Raw genomic sequence first — 13,469 nt, 5'->3', positions numbered from 1 at the left:
CGCCGGGCCAACGTACGGCCCGGATCGATGGACCGCGTGTGGACCGGCCTGCGATACCTGCACGACAACCTGCACCGGGTGCCTGCTCTGGTCATCCCGTGCATCGAGGGCCGCACGGACGGGCAGTCCGCGGCTCGGCAGGCCGGGCACTGGGGGTCGGTCCTGCCGGCGGCGTGGAGCTTCATGCTGGCCGCGCGCCTGCATGGGCTGGGCACTGTGTGGACGACGGGCACGATGGCCGTCGAGCGCGAGGTCGCTCAGCTGCTCGACATTCCCTACGACGACGTGATGCAGGCCGCCCTGATCCCGGTGGCGCACACGCTCGGCACCGATTTCCGCTCGGCGCACCGTGTGCCGGTCGAGTCCGTCCTGCACTGGGATGGGTGGTGAGGCGCGCCGTCCCGCTCAGGCGGTGACCGATGTGTGGGTCGCCGGGTGGCGAGCCAGAAGGTCGTCGAGGCGGCTGCCGACGTCGGCGCAGTTCTGCCGCACCACCGTAAGGAAGGCGGTCAGCACCGGCGAGGTATCGGCAGCCGGGAACGAAATGTGCAGATCCGGCAGCCGCAACTGCGGGACGACATCGCAGAACCAGACGTCGGTGCGCCCGGTGAGCCGCATCCGGCCGGGCCCCAGACCGACCCCGGCGCAGCAGGCGGCAAGCCCGGCGATCGTGTGGACGTCGCGCGCCAGTGCGGCACCGTCGAGGGCGGTGGGGTCCGCGGCGAACAGCGGACGAAGGTACGAACTCGCGGCGTCCGGTCCGACCACGAGCGGTTCGCGGGCGAGCTGCTCCACACCAACGGTCGGTCGTCCGGCGAACGGATGCGCCGTGGACACGACCGCGACGAGGTGATCGGCGCCGATCGGCACGGTCACCAGCGCCTCGGCGCCGGCGCCGCGTGGTCCGCCCCGCCCGACGGCGACGTCCAGATCGCCGGCGAGCAGCGCGGCGGCGGAGTCGGCGCTGTCGAGCTCCTCCAGCGCGAGCCGGACCTCCGGGTGGGTCCGGCGGAAGCGGCCCAGCACGCCCGGCAGCGGGGCGAGCAGTGCCGACCCGATGAAGCCGATCCGCAGCCGCCCCGTCTCTCCCCGGGCCGCGCGACCCGCGTCGACCGTCGCCCTGCCCATCTCCGCCAGCGCACCGCGGGCCCTGGAGAGGAACGCCGCACCGGCCGCGGTGGGGACGACACCCCGGGATGTGCGGTCGAAGAGCCTCTCACCCACCTCGCGCTCCAACGCCGCGATCTGGGTCGACAGCGGCGGCTGGGCGATCCCCAGCGACGACGCCGCGCGACCAAAGTGGCCGTGCTCTGCGAGGGCGACGGCGTATCGGAGATGACGCGCTTCCATGACACGACCATATCTTAGATGTATCGGCGAGTGCGATGTTAGATATGGAAGTGGATAGCGGATCGGTGTCGGCGTGTCCTGATCATGTACTGCTCGACCGACATGAGGAGAACCCGTGAGCCGACCGACCGCCGCCGAGACCACCGCCCTACTCGTGCACGGCGCCTGGCACAACGGACTGCACTGGGCGGCGACGCAGCGTGCCCTCGCCCACCACGGCATCGCCAGTAGCGCCATCGATCTACCCGGCAGTGGGCTCGACGCGCCCGTCCCCAGCGGGTACTACCGGCCGGGCCAGCCAGGGTTGACAAGGGAGCGGTCAGCGCTCGCCGACGTGACGATGCAGCACGCCACCGAGGTGGTGCTCGCGGCACTGGTCGCGGCCCGCACGCGCTACCGCAACGTCGTCCTCGTCGCTCACAGCGCCGGGGGATCGCCGGCGTCAGCCGCCGCGGAGCAGGCCCCCGACCTCGTCGACCAGCTCGTCTACCTCTCCGCGTTCGTCCCGGCGGGTCGGCCCCGGTTCATGGACTACATCACCGCCGAGGAGAACGCCGGCGCCGTCGCGGCGCCGTCCGTGGGGGAGCCGGCCGAGCTGGGCGCGTTCCGCATCAATCCGATCTCCGCGGACCCGGCCACGACCGCGGCCATCAAACTCGCCTTCCTCAATGACCTCCCGGCCGAGAGCACCGACTCGTGGCGCCAGTTCCTGCACCCCGACCACCCGTACTCCAGCTTTACCACCCCGGTGCCAGTCTCGCAGCGGCGATGGGGGCGGCTGCCTCGCACCTTCGTCCGCCTGGCCGACGACCTCGCGCTGCCGCCCGTCACCCAGGACCTAATGATCGACGAGGCCGACCGGTTCACTCCGGACGACCCGTTCCGGGTGCACACCCTGCCCGGTGGCCACTCGCCCTTCGTGACCCGGCCCGTGGAGCTGGCCACGCTGCTCACCACCATCGCTTTGACGAAGGCCGACCGGTGAGTAAGAATCAAGCACTGAGCCTTTGCCAACCTGGTGTTGGGGCTGGTCAGAGCCTGTGCGGCGTGGCGTGCCCCCGAATGGGTGAAGCTCCTGGTAGACGGGCGATTGCTGAGATCGAAACCGTCCAACCAGGAGCTTCAAGGTGCTGTCCTACCCGTCCGGGATGACCGTGTCCAGCCGTGCCCTGCACGTACTCTCTGACGCGCTACGGGCGCACCGCAACCAGCGGGCGACCCGCTGGCGGAAGCTGACGTGCGGCCGCCAGGCCCTGCTCGTGGTCGCCCACCTGCGCAAGGGCGAGACCTACACCGACCTCGCCTGCGGTTTCCGGGTCGGGACCTCGACGGTCTACCGCTACCTGCGCGAGGCGATCGAGCTGCTCGCGGCGATGGCCCCGACCCTGGAGCAGGCGATCGACGTCGCCATCGGGAAAGCGTTCGTCATCCTCGACGGCACCCTGCTGCGCATCGACCGCGTCGGGATGGCCTCGGGCTATGACCGCGGGTTCTACTCCGGCAAGCACAAGTGCCACGGACTCAACGTCCAGGTCATCGCCGACCCCGCCGGCCGGCTGGTGTGGATCTCCCCGCCGCTTCCCGGAGCCCGCCACGACATAGGCGCCGCCCGCGAGCACGGCATCATCGACGCCCTGACCGAGCACCGGATCCGGGCGGCTGCCGACACCGCATATCAGGGCGCCGGCCCGACGGTCGCGGTCCCGCACCGGCGGCGACGCAAGGACCCCGACACCGGCCGGTTCCGCCCGCTGTCGCACAACCAGCGCGAGGTCAACGCCGCTCACTCACGCCGCCGCGGACCCGGTGAGCGGGTCAACGCCGAGCTGAAGAACTGGAAGATCCTCCGCAAGATCCGCTCCAGCCCGAACCGGGCCGGACAGCTCATCGCCGCAGTTCAGACCCTCATGATCGTCAACACCTGACCAGGTTGGCAAAGGCTCACTGAGCCTTTTTCAACCTGCCGTTCCGGCAGCTCAGGGGCCTGGTTGTGTGGGTGCAGACGCCGAGCTGGCGAGCCGGTGACCTGTGCAGCTGTGGTCAGAGCAGTTGCGCTGCAACCTTCGCGATCTCCTGACGCAGAAGCTCGCTGGTCAGGTTGAAAAAGGCTCACTGGCCGGCCGACTCTTTCTGCCGATCCTGCTGTCTGGCACCTTCGTCCAGCTCTTCAGCGTGACTGTGATGCAGGTGGCGATCGTCGACATCCAGCGGGGCCTCGGCGCGGGGGCAGGGCAGACCGATCTCGTGCTCGCCGGGTACACGCTCACTTACGCGTGCTCGCTAATCGTCTCCGCGCGACTGGGTGACCGGTACGGCTACCGCCGGATGTTCGTCACCGGGATGGCGCTGTTCATCCTCGCCTCGATCGGCGCGGCGGCTGCGCCGAACGCCTGGCTGTTGCTAAGCGGCCGGCTGGCCCAGGGTCTGGGTAGCGGGCTCATGGCGCCGCAGATCCTCTCGCTCATCCAGTCGGCGCTGCCCGCGCACCGCCGCCCTGCTGCCCTGAGCGCGTTCGGGGCGACGATGGCGGTCGCGTCGATGGCGGGTCCGGTGCTCGGCGGCGTGCTCATGCAGCTTGACCCGCTGGGCCTGGGATGGCGAGCGGCGATGCTGCTGGCGGTGCCCATCGGCGTCGGTGCGCTGCTGCTGTCACCGGCCCTTCCGCCGGTCCGCCCGTCCCGCGCGGCGGAGCGGATCGACGCGGTCGGCGCAACTCTGAGTCTTACCGGGCTGGTCCTGCTGGTGGCGCCGCTGACCGTGGGGAGGGACGCGGGCTGGCCGCCGTGGACCTGGGTGAGCTTCGCGACGGCGGTCGTGCTGCTGATCGCGTTCGTCGCCTCGCAGCGGCGGGTGGCCGAGCCGCTCGTGCACCCGGCCACCCTGGCCTGCCCGGCGACGCGATGGGGGCTGACGGTGGTGTTCGTGTTCAACGCGGGCGTGCCGTCGTTCACCATGCTGCTGTCGATGCACCTGCAGGGCGCGCAGGGCTGGACGCCGCTTGAATACGGGCTGAGCATCGTGCCGTACGCGATCGGGTCGCTGGCCGGCAGCGCCGCCGCGACCGCCCTCAGCGCCCGGTTCGGCCCGTGGGTCCTTATAGCCTCCGCCTTCCTGATGGGACTCTCGGTGATCGTGGTCGCCGTGGCGATCGACCGCGCCGAGCTGCTAGGGCTATACCTACTCGCTCTAGGACTGAGTGGGGTCGGCTTCGGACTGTTCGCCGCGTCGGCGTTCACCCAGGTAATTAGCCGGGTACGGCCCGAGTTGGCGACGTCGGTCTCTGGGCTCTTGCCGATGGCGCAGCAGCTGGGCGGAACCTTCGGCGTCACGTTCGCGGGCGTCGCCTACTCGGCTGCAGGCCCCGACGGCGCGTTCTGGAACGCGATGACCTACGAGGCTGTGGCGTTCACCCTCGCTGCGGCAACGGCGGTAACCCTCGTGCGGTTCCGCAGCCGGTCGGACCAAGCTGGGCTGGCCGCGACAGCGCAACTGACACGTGCCACGCACCGGTGATGCACCGACCGGGACGGTGGGCCGACGCGTCCGTTGCAGCGTTCACTTGCAAGGTCGTCAGCGTTGCGCGTGGCGGTTCCTGTCGAAGACAGCTTCGGGCACCGTGAATGCGAAGGACCTGTCCGATCGAGCAATGCTCAAGATCTGTGGATCGGGCTCGGGTTGGATGCGAGCGGCGTACCTTCCCGAGTGATCGATCGAAGATCACCGAGTAGGCCGACGTTGGCGCGTCGGTCGGGAAAGCACGCTCGTGCTCAGCGTAGTTAATGCCGATGGCGGCACCTCGAACGGTTCCTCGATCGATGAGATCGTCCGCGGGGGCGCCCGGCGGATGCTCGCCGCTGCCCTGGAGGCCGAAGTCGATGCCTACATAGCCGAGTTGGCAGTCCAGCGTGACGAGAAGGGGCGTCGCCTGGTGGTCCGTAACGGGCATCACCAGCCACGGAAGGTCGCCACCGCGGTCGGGGTCGGTCGAGGTTCGAGCCCCGCGCGTGAACGACCGCCGGAGCGACGAGGGCACCGTCGAGCGCAAGCGATTCTCCTCGGCGATCCTGCCGCCCTGGGCCAGGAAGGCTCCGAAGATCAGCGAGGTACTCCCGTTGCTCTACCTGCACGGCCTGTCCACCGGAGACTTCGTGCCCGCACTCGAACAGTTCCTCGGCTCTTCGGCCGGACTCTCGCCGGCCACCGTCACCCGGCTCACCACGCAGTGGCAGGCGGACCACAAAGCCTTCGGCGAGCGCGACCTGTCCGCATCGGACTACGTCTACGTCTGGGCTGACGGCATCCACCTGCGCATCCGCCTCGCCAAGGCGAAGTCCTGTGTCTTGGTCCTGATGGGCGTACGCGCGAACGGCACCAAGGAGCTGATCGCGATGGCCGACGGCTACCGCGAGTCCGCCGAGTCCTGGGCCGACCTGCTGCGGGATGCCGCCCGGCGCGGCATGCGCGCCCCCGTCCTCGCGGTCGGCGACGGCGCGCTGGGTTTCTGGAAGGCCCTGACCGAGGTCTTCCCTGCAACCTGGCACCAGAGGTGCTGGGTTCACAAAACGGCCAATGAGCCTTTTTCAACCTGACCAGCGAGCTTCTGCGTCAGGAGATCGCGAAGGTTGCAGCGCAACTGCTCTGACCACAGCTGCACAGGTCACCGGCTCGCTAGCTCGGCGTCTGCACCCACACAACCAGGCCCCTGAGCTGCCGGAACGGCAGGTTGAAAAAGGCTCAATGTGATCAACGTGCTCCCGAAGGCCGCGCAGCCCGGCGCCCGCAAGACCCTGCAGGACATCTACAACGCCGACGACCGCGACCACGCTCTCAAGGCGATCACCGCGTTCGGCAACACCTACGGCACGAAGTGGCCCAGGGCCGTCAAGAAGATCACCGACGACGTTGAGGAACTGCTGGCGTTCTACGACTTCCCCGCCGAACACTGGATTCACCTGCGCACGACGATCCCCATCTGGGTGTTTAGATCAAGGAGTCGGTCAGGGCGTTGCTTCCCCGGCCGATGCTCGAGGCGGCCAGCCCTGACTCTGAACGCTATTGACGCCGTGAGGCTGTCTTCGATTCGAAGTGTCGGGCTGGCCGCGTGAGCGCAGGCCCGCGGTGCCTGGCTTGAAGAGAGCCTGCCTGACTCAACCCAGATCTGCCGACACCGCGGGCCTGCGCTGTCCACGATAGGCCACGCAGACGGGAACAAGTGTTGACGCACGAACACGGTGTCGCGGGGATCGATCCTCACAAGAATACGGCTACCATCGCAGTCCTCGATCATCGAGGCGGCGTGGTCGACAACAAGTCCTTCTCCATCACCAAGGGCGGTATCGATGAGCTGCTGACGTTCCTGCTCGGTGTCGAGCTGACGATCGACCGGATCGGCATCGAAGGATCGGGATTTCTCGGCCAGCCGCTGGTCCTCGCGCTCGCGGCCGCGGGTTACGACGTGCGCGAAGTCCAAGCCAACCGCACCGCGGAGCGGCGTAAGCGTCGTCGTCGGGCCAAGACCGACGCCGAGGACGCGGAGGCCATCGCCCGAGAGGCCCTCAGCGACCCCGAGCTGCCTCCGGCCGGGAAGCACACCGCGCCCAGCCCGACATGGCAGACGCTCACGGTGATCCGCGACTGGCGTGAATCTCTTGTCCTGCAGCGTGTTCGGCTGCTCACCGAGTCCGAAGCAGTACTCGTCACGCTCCCCGTCGCCATCCGCGCCACGTTGCCCTCGACCAGCCGCGTTCTCCCGCAGCTCCAGTCCCTGGTCGACGGCGTCGCGAACCCCGATCTGCTCAGCCCAGCCGAGCGGCTCAAGCTCGACCGGCTCGCGGCCAGCCTGAACGACATCATCACCCTGACGGCGCGGATCAAGGAACTCGACCGACAGATTCCCGCCCTCCTCAGCGACCTTGGCTGCACCCTCACAGAGGTCCGCGGTGTCGGCGTGGTCACAGCCATGGATCTTCTGGTCGAGATCGGCGATCCGTGCCGGTTCACGACCGAGGCCCAGTTTGCACGCTGGTGCGGAATCGCGCCCGTCGCCCTCTCGTCGGGTGAAGGTCACGGGCCGGCCCGTCGGCACCGACTCGACCTCGGCGGCAATCGAGCTGTCAACTCTGTTCTGCACATCGTGCACGTCACGCAAGTCCGATGCCACCCGCCGGCGAAAGAGTACATGGCGAAACGGGTCACCGACAACAAGACAAAACGTGAGGCTCGGCGAAGCCACAAGCGGCAGCTCGCGAACATCATCATCAGACACATGTGGACCGACGCAAGACGCTCCACGGCGACCACACCGACCAGCTCCGCAGCTGCTGCTTGACAAGAGAGCTTCGAGTCGACCTTCGCAACGGTGCGGCTCCGGACCAAGGTCACCCGCGGCGCCGGCAGCGCAGTCGCAGCCCTGGCCATGATTTTCAAGCTCGTCGAGTCCGCTCAGGCCCGCTGGCGATCCGTGAACGCACCCCACCTCGTCGCTCGTGAGGGACGGAGCCCGCTTCGAACGCGGCCACCTCGTCGAACGCCCCGAGGCGGTCGCGGCGTGAGCACCATCGAAGCAGAAGCCATCAGCACCGGGCGACTGGAGCTGACGCCTCTTACCGTCGGACACGCCGAGGAGATGGACACAGTGCTGTCCGACCCGGCTCTGCACACCTTCATCGGCGGCACCCCGGATACCCCGCAAGCGCTGCGCTCGCGCTACCAGCGCGTCACCGCAGGCTCTCCCGATCCCGCCGTCTCCTGGCTGAACTGGGTGATCTGGCTCCGTGACGAAGCCTGCCTGGCGGGCACAGTCCAGGCGACGATCAGCCTCTCCGGCCACGGCCACATCGCCGAGATCGCCTGGGTGGTGGGGACCCCGTGGCAGGGAAGAGGCATCGCCACCGAAGCCGCCCAGGCACTCACCACCTGGCTCGGCCAGCAACCGATACATACCGTCATCGCCCACATCCACCCCGACCATCGGGCATCCGCTACCGTCGCCACCGCCGCCGGACTCACACCCTCCGAGGACAAGTACGACAATGAGATTCGATGGCGCCGGAGTATCAGGCGATAGCTTCACCGATCCACAGGTCTTGACTATTACTCGCGGTCCCCAGGTGCGTCGCCACTATAGCGGCGGTGCCGCTTCCACAACGTCTGCCACGGCCGCGCCGAGAACTTCTCCCTCGACGACACCCTCGACGACACCCTCTACGACGACCGCGGCGACGGCCGCAACCCCGGTGACACGGCCGCGGCCGGGGCCGCCGCACTGCGGGATGCCCGGCGTGCGCTGCCTGAGCTGATCGAGGCGCTCGGCCGAGCGCACGACGCGACCGGGTGCCTCGGGCACCGGGACGTGTGATGCCCGCCAACGGCGACGAGCTGGACCTTTCGGCCGCCGCCGACCCGGTCACCGCGGCGTATGTCGCCGCCGTCGCCGCCATGAACGCCGGCACCGCCACCGCCCGCCCCGGCAGCACCGACGGCGTGCTCGCGACAGACCCTGGGCCCGTCACCGACGGCGAGTACGTGACCCGGCTGGAGGCGCTGCACCATGTCGCGGGGGCTCTGATCCAGGGGTTGGCCACGTTGCGCGACAGTGACGCCGCCACCCGCGCCGGGGCCGTCGATGAGCTACGGGCCGCCACGACCCGCGCGTGGGAGACCAGCACGACGTTGACCATGCTCCGGCGGCCGCCCGCAGCCGACGAACACGACTGGTGACGTCGCGTGGATATGACGTCCCGGTCGGACGCGAGACACGCTCAGAGCAGCCGCACCGGCAGCCGCGTCTCGTTCACGGTCCCGTCGGACGCCCGCTCGATCTCGTAGCCGTACGCGCCCGGCGCCTCCGCGACCACCTCGTGCAGGTCGGTCCCGCGGTAGTGCAGCCCGGCGCCGTCGTCGGTGGCGAATCCGGGTGGGAGCGTGCCGGCGGCGACCAGGTCGTGGAGCAGGGGGCGGCGCTCGGCTTCGGTGTCGTGGTGGACGCCGTTGGAGTACGGCAGGAACCCGAGCCCGTCGGTGACCGGCCGCAACTCCGGACCGAACGAGTCGGTCGTGCCGCCGGCGTGCCAGCAGATCGATCCCGCGGAGACGCCGGTGAGCACGACACCGGATTCCCACACCTGGCGCAGCGCCACGTCGAGACCGTGCAGCCGCCACATCGCCAGCAGGGCCGCGACGCTCCCGCCCGACACCCAGATGACGTCCTGTGTGAGCAGGTGTTCGGCCGGATCGTCGATGTTGGGCATCGCCATCAGCGAGAGGTGGCTGGCAGTCCAGCCGTGCCGCCATGCGTTGTCGTAGAAGGTCATGATCAGGCGAGGGTCGTCACCGGCGGCGGTGGGCAGGAAGCAGATCCTCGGGGCGCGGCCGGACACCCGGGCGAGTGTGACAGCGTGCTGGGCCAGCGGGGCGATCTCCCAGGACAGCCGGCGGGACCGCCGGAAGCCGCCGGAGGTGGCGAGGATCGTCGGGTGGAACGCGGTCATCAGGGGAGGCTAGAAGCCGGCGCGGACGGGGTCAGCCGGATTACGCATGCCCACCTGGCCTTCCGCCGGGCCGTCAGCTTCCACGGGAGGATCCGTCACGAGGATCCGGTCGAGGAACGAAGTGCACGCTGCAGGGTCCGGGACGGTGTCGTCCGGGCGGGGTTGTGTCGGATGTCGTGTCGAGCGGGTCAGCGTCGGGTGGCTGTGCGGGACGGGTAGTCGGGCAGGGTGATGGTGTCGACCGGCGGTGCTGTTGTACGGACGCGGTTGAGGGCGTTGCCCAGTGGTCCGGCGAGCGCACGCAGGCCGCCGTGCAGCAGCCGGCGCTGCCACTTGGAGCGGGGGTGGGCGATGCGGGGCATGACGAAACTCTGGGCGCGGTCGGTCTGGGGGCGCAGGACGGTTTCGTAGCGGGTGAACGCCGCTGCGATGTCGCCGGGGGTTCTTCCCAGCTCGCCGGCCAGGACGTAGGCCCCGGTGAGCGCGTTGGTGGTGCCGGTACCAAACGGGCCTGCGCTCCAGGCGGAGTCGCCGAGCAGAGCGATCCGCCCGCGGTGCCAGGTGGGCAGATGGATCTGGGCGACCTGGTCGAGGTAGAGCGGGGCGTGCTCGAGCGCGGCGAGGATCCGCGGGGTCTGCCAGCCGACGTCGGCAAACGTCGCCCGCAGGACCGCCCGGACGTCGTCGTGGTCGAGCCGGTCGAGGCCGCGCACATCGGTGCGCAGGGTCAGCATGGCGCGGGTGGTGCCGACGTTGTCGGGCCGCAGGTGAACCAACCGTCCGCCTCCAGGGGCGTGGATCCGCCACCGTCGGTCGTCGTGGCTGGTTCGGGGGATGGTGGCGTAGGCGAACACGAGCCCGAGCTCGCGCAGCCCGGATTCGCCGAAGGCGAGCTCACGGGTCCGGGACCGCGATCCCTCCGCGATCACGACCGCGTCGAACCGGCGCGCGGCACCGTGGGCGAACTCGACGTCGACGCCGTGGCCGTCATCGTGCAGGGCGGTGATCCGATCGCCGAAGACGTACTGCGCGGCTGCGGAGGAATGGTCGTAGAGCAGGCGGGCGAGCTGGCCGCGCAGGATCTCCAGATCCGCTGTCGGGCTGGTGTCGGCGTCCTCGGCGCCCGCGGGGAACGACGCGTACACACCGCCGTCGGCATCGAGGAAGGCTTGGCCGGTCTCGCTGGTGTGGTGGGCACGTACGGCGTCGTCGAGGCCCATGCGGCGCAGGACCTCGCGTCCGGTGCCCCGTACATCGACGTTCTGGCCGTCGTCGCGCAGGTGCTCGACGCGCTCGATCACGGTGGCGTTCCAACCGGCTGCGGCCAGTCGCGACGCAGCGACCGGCCCGCCGATACCCGCGCCGGAGATCAGGATGCTCGGAGTGTCCATGCCCGACGACTGCCCGATAGTTAAAGAGTTTAATCATCTGGGTGTGGTGGGATGCCGTTCATGACCGATGAGGCGACCCGGCGGATCCGGCGACAGCCCGCGTTCGCGGAGCTCAACAGCACGACGCTCGCTGTGCGCAGTCTCATCGGTGCAGCTCAGGACCTCACCGCGCGCACGGCTCGCGGCATGGGGATGAATCTCAGCGACATGACCGCGATCATGCAGCTCTCCGAGCACGGTCCGATGGGGGTCGCGGAACTGGCCCGGCGGTTGGGGGTGTCCCCGCCCGCGACGACGGTTCTGGTCGACCGCCTCGAGCGCTCCGGACACCTGGAACGCGTCCGAGACACCGCCGACCGCCGGCGGGTACGGATCACCGACACCGCCGCGGGCCGCGCCTGCACCGAGCGCGCCTGGCTGCCGGCCATCCAGGAGATCGACGAGATCTGCCGCTCGCTCTCCGAACCCGACCAGGTCGTCGCGCGCGACCTACTGGGACGCCTGACCGCGGCGATGGCCCGCAGCGACCGACCCCCACCCGCATCCGGACCGGTAGCACCGGAGCCGGGGATGGTCGTCCGTGTCCCGCGGGCCCCCACGTCGGCGCTGACGCCGGCGTGTAGGCGGTCGGGCGAGAGTTGATGACGGGGGTCGTTACCGAGCACGCGGCCAGGGCCCGTCCGAACGCTTCTGGGGGTCTCGTCGATGACGGGCTCGGATCGATCCGACGCTGGGCTGGGCGGTGGGTGACATGCTGCGTCCCCGGTATAGTCTGCACGCGGGGAGGAGCCTCATGAGTTGGCAGGACGAGCTGGACGTGGCCTGGGATCGGATCGCGGAACTCGAACCCCACGAACTGCTCGACGCCATTACCGGCATCGTCGAACGTCCCGAGGTTCCGAGGGACGTCCGGGCCTTCCATCTGGCCTGCGCCCACGACTCCACCGGACGTCCCGACCTTGCCGTCACCGGTTACTGCGGTTCCCCCATGATCGGGGAGGCATCAGCTATAAGGGGTAGCGATGCCAGAGGTACGGAAGCGCTACGACCGGGAGTTCCGTGACGGAGCGGTCCGGGTCGTGGAGGAGACGGGCAAGCCGATCGCCCAGGTCGCCCGTGACCTGGGGGTCAACGAGGGCACGCTGGGCAACTGGGTGGCCCGTGCACGAGAGGCCCGCGAGGACACCGAGGGCCTGTCTCGCGGCGGCGTCGAGGAGCTCAAGCGGCTGCGCGCGGAGAACGCCGAGCTGCGGATGGAGCGTGATGTCCTCAAGCGATCCGTGGTCCTGTGGGTCAAGGAGGCGACGAAGTGAGCGTGGCCCGTTTCATCGCCGACCAGAGGACCTTCCACCGGGTGCCGCACACGCTGGCCTGCGCCCTGTTGGGGGTGTCGATCTCCTGGCTGTACAAGTGGCTCGACCGCGCCGCGCGTTCCGACGGTGGTGCCACCGCGACCGAGAAGCGCCGCTGCGCGTTGGACGCCGCCGTGGCCGTGGCGTTCGACGACGCCCAGCGGCTACACGGCTCACCCCGTCTGCACGCCGACCTGTGTGAGGCCGGATGGCGGGTGTCGGAGAAGACCGTGGCGGACTCGATGCGCCGCCAGGGCCTGGTCGCCCGCCGGATCAAGCGGCACAACGGGCTGACCCGCCAGGACCGCACGGCGCCGAAGTTCCCGGACCTGCTTCGTCGGGGTTTCACTGCGGCCGAGCCGAACCGCAGATGGGTCGGGGACATGACCGAGATCCCCACCGCGGCCGGGAAGTTGTATCTGGCCACGGTGATCGACCTGTACTCGCGGCGGCTGCTCGGCGCGGCCACGGGGCTGCACCCGAACGCCGAGCTGGCGTGTGCGGCGATCCGGATGGCGGTGGCGGCCCGCGGCGGGGCGGACCGAATCGCCGGGGTGATCTTCCACACCGACCGCGGGTCGACCTACACCGCGGGCGCGTTCACCGCTCTGTGTCGGCGGCTCGACATCCGTCAGTCGATGGGCCGGGTCGGGTCGTGTTTCGACAATGCCGCGGCGGAGGCGTTCTTCTCCAGCCTGGAGTGGGAAGTGCTGTCCCGCAACGACTTCGACACCATCAGTAGGGCGCGGGCGGCGGTCATCGACTGGTGTTACGGCTTCTACAACCACCGGCGGCGACACAGTGCCGCCGCCGGGCTCTCACCGATCAACTACGAGAACGCCGCCCTCACCCGAGACGCGGCATAAGAACCCTCCACGATCTCGGGG

At 69.4% G+C, this 13,469-nt stretch carries 15 protein-coding genes and 3 pseudogenes; 14 read left to right on the top strand and 4 right to left on the bottom strand.

Translation table 11 applies throughout. The features are described from left to right. Nucleotides 1–27: 27 nt before the first annotated feature. On the top strand, nucleotides 28–390 hold the full coding sequence (locus AFB00_RS28070; RefSeq protein WP_068799675.1) for a nitroreductase family protein: 363 nt from the start codon (nucleotides 28–30) through the stop codon (nucleotides 388–390). A gap of 15 nt (nucleotides 391–405) precedes the next feature. Here the strand turns inward: AFB00_RS28070 and AFB00_RS28065 are convergent, their stop codons facing one another. Next, entirely contained in the window at nucleotides 406–1,350 is a 945-nt protein-coding gene (locus tag AFB00_RS28065) for a LysR family transcriptional regulator (protein WP_068799674.1), read from the bottom strand. A gap of 115 nt (nucleotides 1,351–1,465) precedes the next feature. Between AFB00_RS28065 and AFB00_RS28060 the strand changes: the two genes are divergently transcribed. The 8 genes and pseudogenes from AFB00_RS28060 (at nucleotide 1,466) to AFB00_RS28030 (ending at nucleotide 8,416) form a co-directional block, all read left to right on the top strand. Next, the gene (locus AFB00_RS28060) at nucleotides 1,466–2,335 is read left to right on the top strand and encodes an alpha/beta fold hydrolase (RefSeq protein ID WP_068799673.1); all 870 of its coding nucleotides are present in this window, start codon (nucleotides 1,466–1,468) and stop codon (nucleotides 2,333–2,335) included. 142 nt (nucleotides 2,336–2,477) lie between these two features. Further along, on the top strand, nucleotides 2,478–3,275 hold the full coding sequence (locus tag AFB00_RS28055) for a transposase family protein (protein WP_068796246.1): 798 nt from the start codon (nucleotides 2,478–2,480) through the stop codon (nucleotides 3,273–3,275). 103 nt (nucleotides 3,276–3,378) lie between these two features. Further along, nucleotides 3,379–4,863, top strand: a complete 1,485-nt coding sequence (locus AFB00_RS28050) for an MFS transporter (RefSeq protein WP_231974114.1) — start codon at nucleotides 3,379–3,381, stop codon at nucleotides 4,861–4,863. Between the two features lie 250 nt (nucleotides 4,864–5,113). Then, nucleotides 5,114–5,921, top strand: a pseudogene (locus AFB00_RS28045) (IS256 family transposase); the annotation flags it as partial. Nucleotides 5,922–6,086: 165 nt separating this feature from the next. Next, nucleotides 6,087–6,323, top strand: a pseudogene (locus tag AFB00_RS36470) (transposase); the annotation flags it as partial. Nucleotides 6,324–6,562: 239 nt separating this feature from the next. Further along, entirely contained in the window at nucleotides 6,563–7,678 is a 1,116-nt protein-coding gene (locus tag AFB00_RS28035) for an IS110 family transposase (protein WP_083275376.1), read from the top strand. A 12-nt stretch (nucleotides 7,679–7,690) separates the two neighbouring features. Further along, a pseudogene (locus AFB00_RS34320) lies at nucleotides 7,691–7,901 on the top strand (IS256 family transposase); the annotation flags it as partial. Further along, nucleotides 7,898–8,416, top strand: coding sequence for a GNAT family N-acetyltransferase (locus AFB00_RS28030; RefSeq protein ID WP_068799671.1), 519 nt, complete (start codon nucleotides 7,898–7,900; stop codon nucleotides 8,414–8,416). The pseudogene AFB00_RS34320 and the gene AFB00_RS28030, both read left to right, overlap by 4 nt. A 54-nt stretch (nucleotides 8,417–8,470) precedes the next feature. Here the strand turns inward: AFB00_RS28030 and AFB00_RS28025 are convergent, their stop codons facing one another. Further along, a complete protein-coding gene (locus AFB00_RS28025) occupies nucleotides 8,471–8,695 on the bottom strand; it encodes a hypothetical protein (protein ID WP_156819753.1) in 225 nt (74 codons plus the stop codon). An 11-nt stretch (nucleotides 8,696–8,706) separates the two neighbouring features. Between AFB00_RS28025 and AFB00_RS28020 the strand changes: the two genes are divergently transcribed. Next, complete coding sequence (locus tag AFB00_RS28020; protein WP_156819752.1) at nucleotides 8,707–9,069, top strand: hypothetical protein; 363 nt, start codon at nucleotides 8,707–8,709, stop codon at nucleotides 9,067–9,069. A gap of 41 nt (nucleotides 9,070–9,110) precedes the next feature. On the opposite strand, the gene AFB00_RS28015 is transcribed toward AFB00_RS28020, so the two are convergent. Next, nucleotides 9,111–9,839, bottom strand: coding sequence for a peptidase E (locus AFB00_RS28015; RefSeq protein WP_068799668.1), 729 nt, complete (start codon nucleotides 9,837–9,839; stop codon nucleotides 9,111–9,113). 188 nt (nucleotides 9,840–10,027) lie between these two features. After that, a complete protein-coding gene (locus AFB00_RS28010) occupies nucleotides 10,028–11,230 on the bottom strand; it encodes an FAD-dependent monooxygenase (RefSeq protein ID WP_068799667.1) in 1,203 nt (400 codons plus the stop codon). 60 nt (nucleotides 11,231–11,290) lie between these two features. Between AFB00_RS28010 and AFB00_RS28005 the strand changes: the two genes are divergently transcribed. The 4 genes from AFB00_RS28005 (at nucleotide 11,291) to AFB00_RS27995 (ending at nucleotide 13,448) form a co-directional block, all read left to right on the top strand. Continuing rightward, nucleotides 11,291–11,872: a MarR family winged helix-turn-helix transcriptional regulator gene (locus AFB00_RS28005; RefSeq protein ID WP_197519688.1), complete on the top strand. Its 582-nt coding sequence runs from the start codon at nucleotides 11,291–11,293 to the stop codon at nucleotides 11,870–11,872. Nucleotides 11,873–12,023: 151 nt separating this feature from the next. Next, nucleotides 12,024–12,293, top strand: coding sequence for a hypothetical protein (locus AFB00_RS34315; protein WP_197519687.1), 270 nt, complete (start codon nucleotides 12,024–12,026; stop codon nucleotides 12,291–12,293). Then, nucleotides 12,253–12,543 carry a transposase gene (locus AFB00_RS28000; RefSeq protein WP_060710840.1) on the top strand — a complete coding sequence of 97 codons (291 nt, stop codon included), beginning with the start codon at nucleotides 12,253–12,255 and terminating at the stop codon, nucleotides 12,541–12,543. Before AFB00_RS34315 ends, AFB00_RS28000 begins: the two co-directional genes overlap by 41 nt. After that, nucleotides 12,540–13,448, top strand: a complete 909-nt coding sequence (locus AFB00_RS27995) for an IS3 family transposase (protein WP_060710839.1) — start codon at nucleotides 12,540–12,542, stop codon at nucleotides 13,446–13,448. Before AFB00_RS28000 ends, AFB00_RS27995 begins: the two co-directional genes overlap by 4 nt. Nucleotides 13,449–13,469 lie beyond the last annotated feature (21 nt).

This window comes from Pseudonocardia sp. HH130630-07, assembly GCF_001698125.1.
Lineage (GTDB): Bacteria > Actinomycetota > Actinomycetes > Mycobacteriales > Pseudonocardiaceae > Pseudonocardia.
The sequence above is the reverse complement of the archived record's forward strand: the minus strand, read 5'-3'. Positions and strand labels throughout refer to the sequence as shown.

Bases quoted from the DNA above. Each gene is read 5' to 3' on its own strand.
- AFB00_RS28070 (WP_068799675.1), top strand. From the start codon at position 28: ATGGACCGCGTGTGGACCGGCCTGCGATACCTGCACGACAACCTGCAC.
- AFB00_RS28065 (WP_068799674.1), bottom strand. From the start codon at position 1,350: ATGGAAGCGCGTCATCTCCGATACGCCGTCGCCCTCGCAGAGCACGGC.
- AFB00_RS28020 (WP_156819752.1), top strand. From the start codon at position 8,707: ATGCCCGCCAACGGCGACGAGCTGGACCTTTCGGCCGCCGCCGACCCG.
- AFB00_RS28015 (WP_068799668.1), bottom strand. From the start codon at position 9,839: ATGACCGCGTTCCACCCGACGATCCTCGCCACCTCCGGCGGCTTCCGG.
- AFB00_RS28010 (WP_068799667.1), bottom strand. From the start codon at position 11,230: ATGGACACTCCGAGCATCCTGATCTCCGGCGCGGGTATCGGCGGGCCG.
- AFB00_RS28005 (WP_197519688.1), top strand. From the start codon at position 11,291: ATGACCGATGAGGCGACCCGGCGGATCCGGCGACAGCCCGCGTTCGCG.
- AFB00_RS34315 (WP_197519687.1), top strand. From the start codon at position 12,024: ATGAGTTGGCAGGACGAGCTGGACGTGGCCTGGGATCGGATCGCGGAA.
- AFB00_RS28000 (WP_060710840.1), top strand. From the start codon at position 12,253: ATGCCAGAGGTACGGAAGCGCTACGACCGGGAGTTCCGTGACGGAGCG.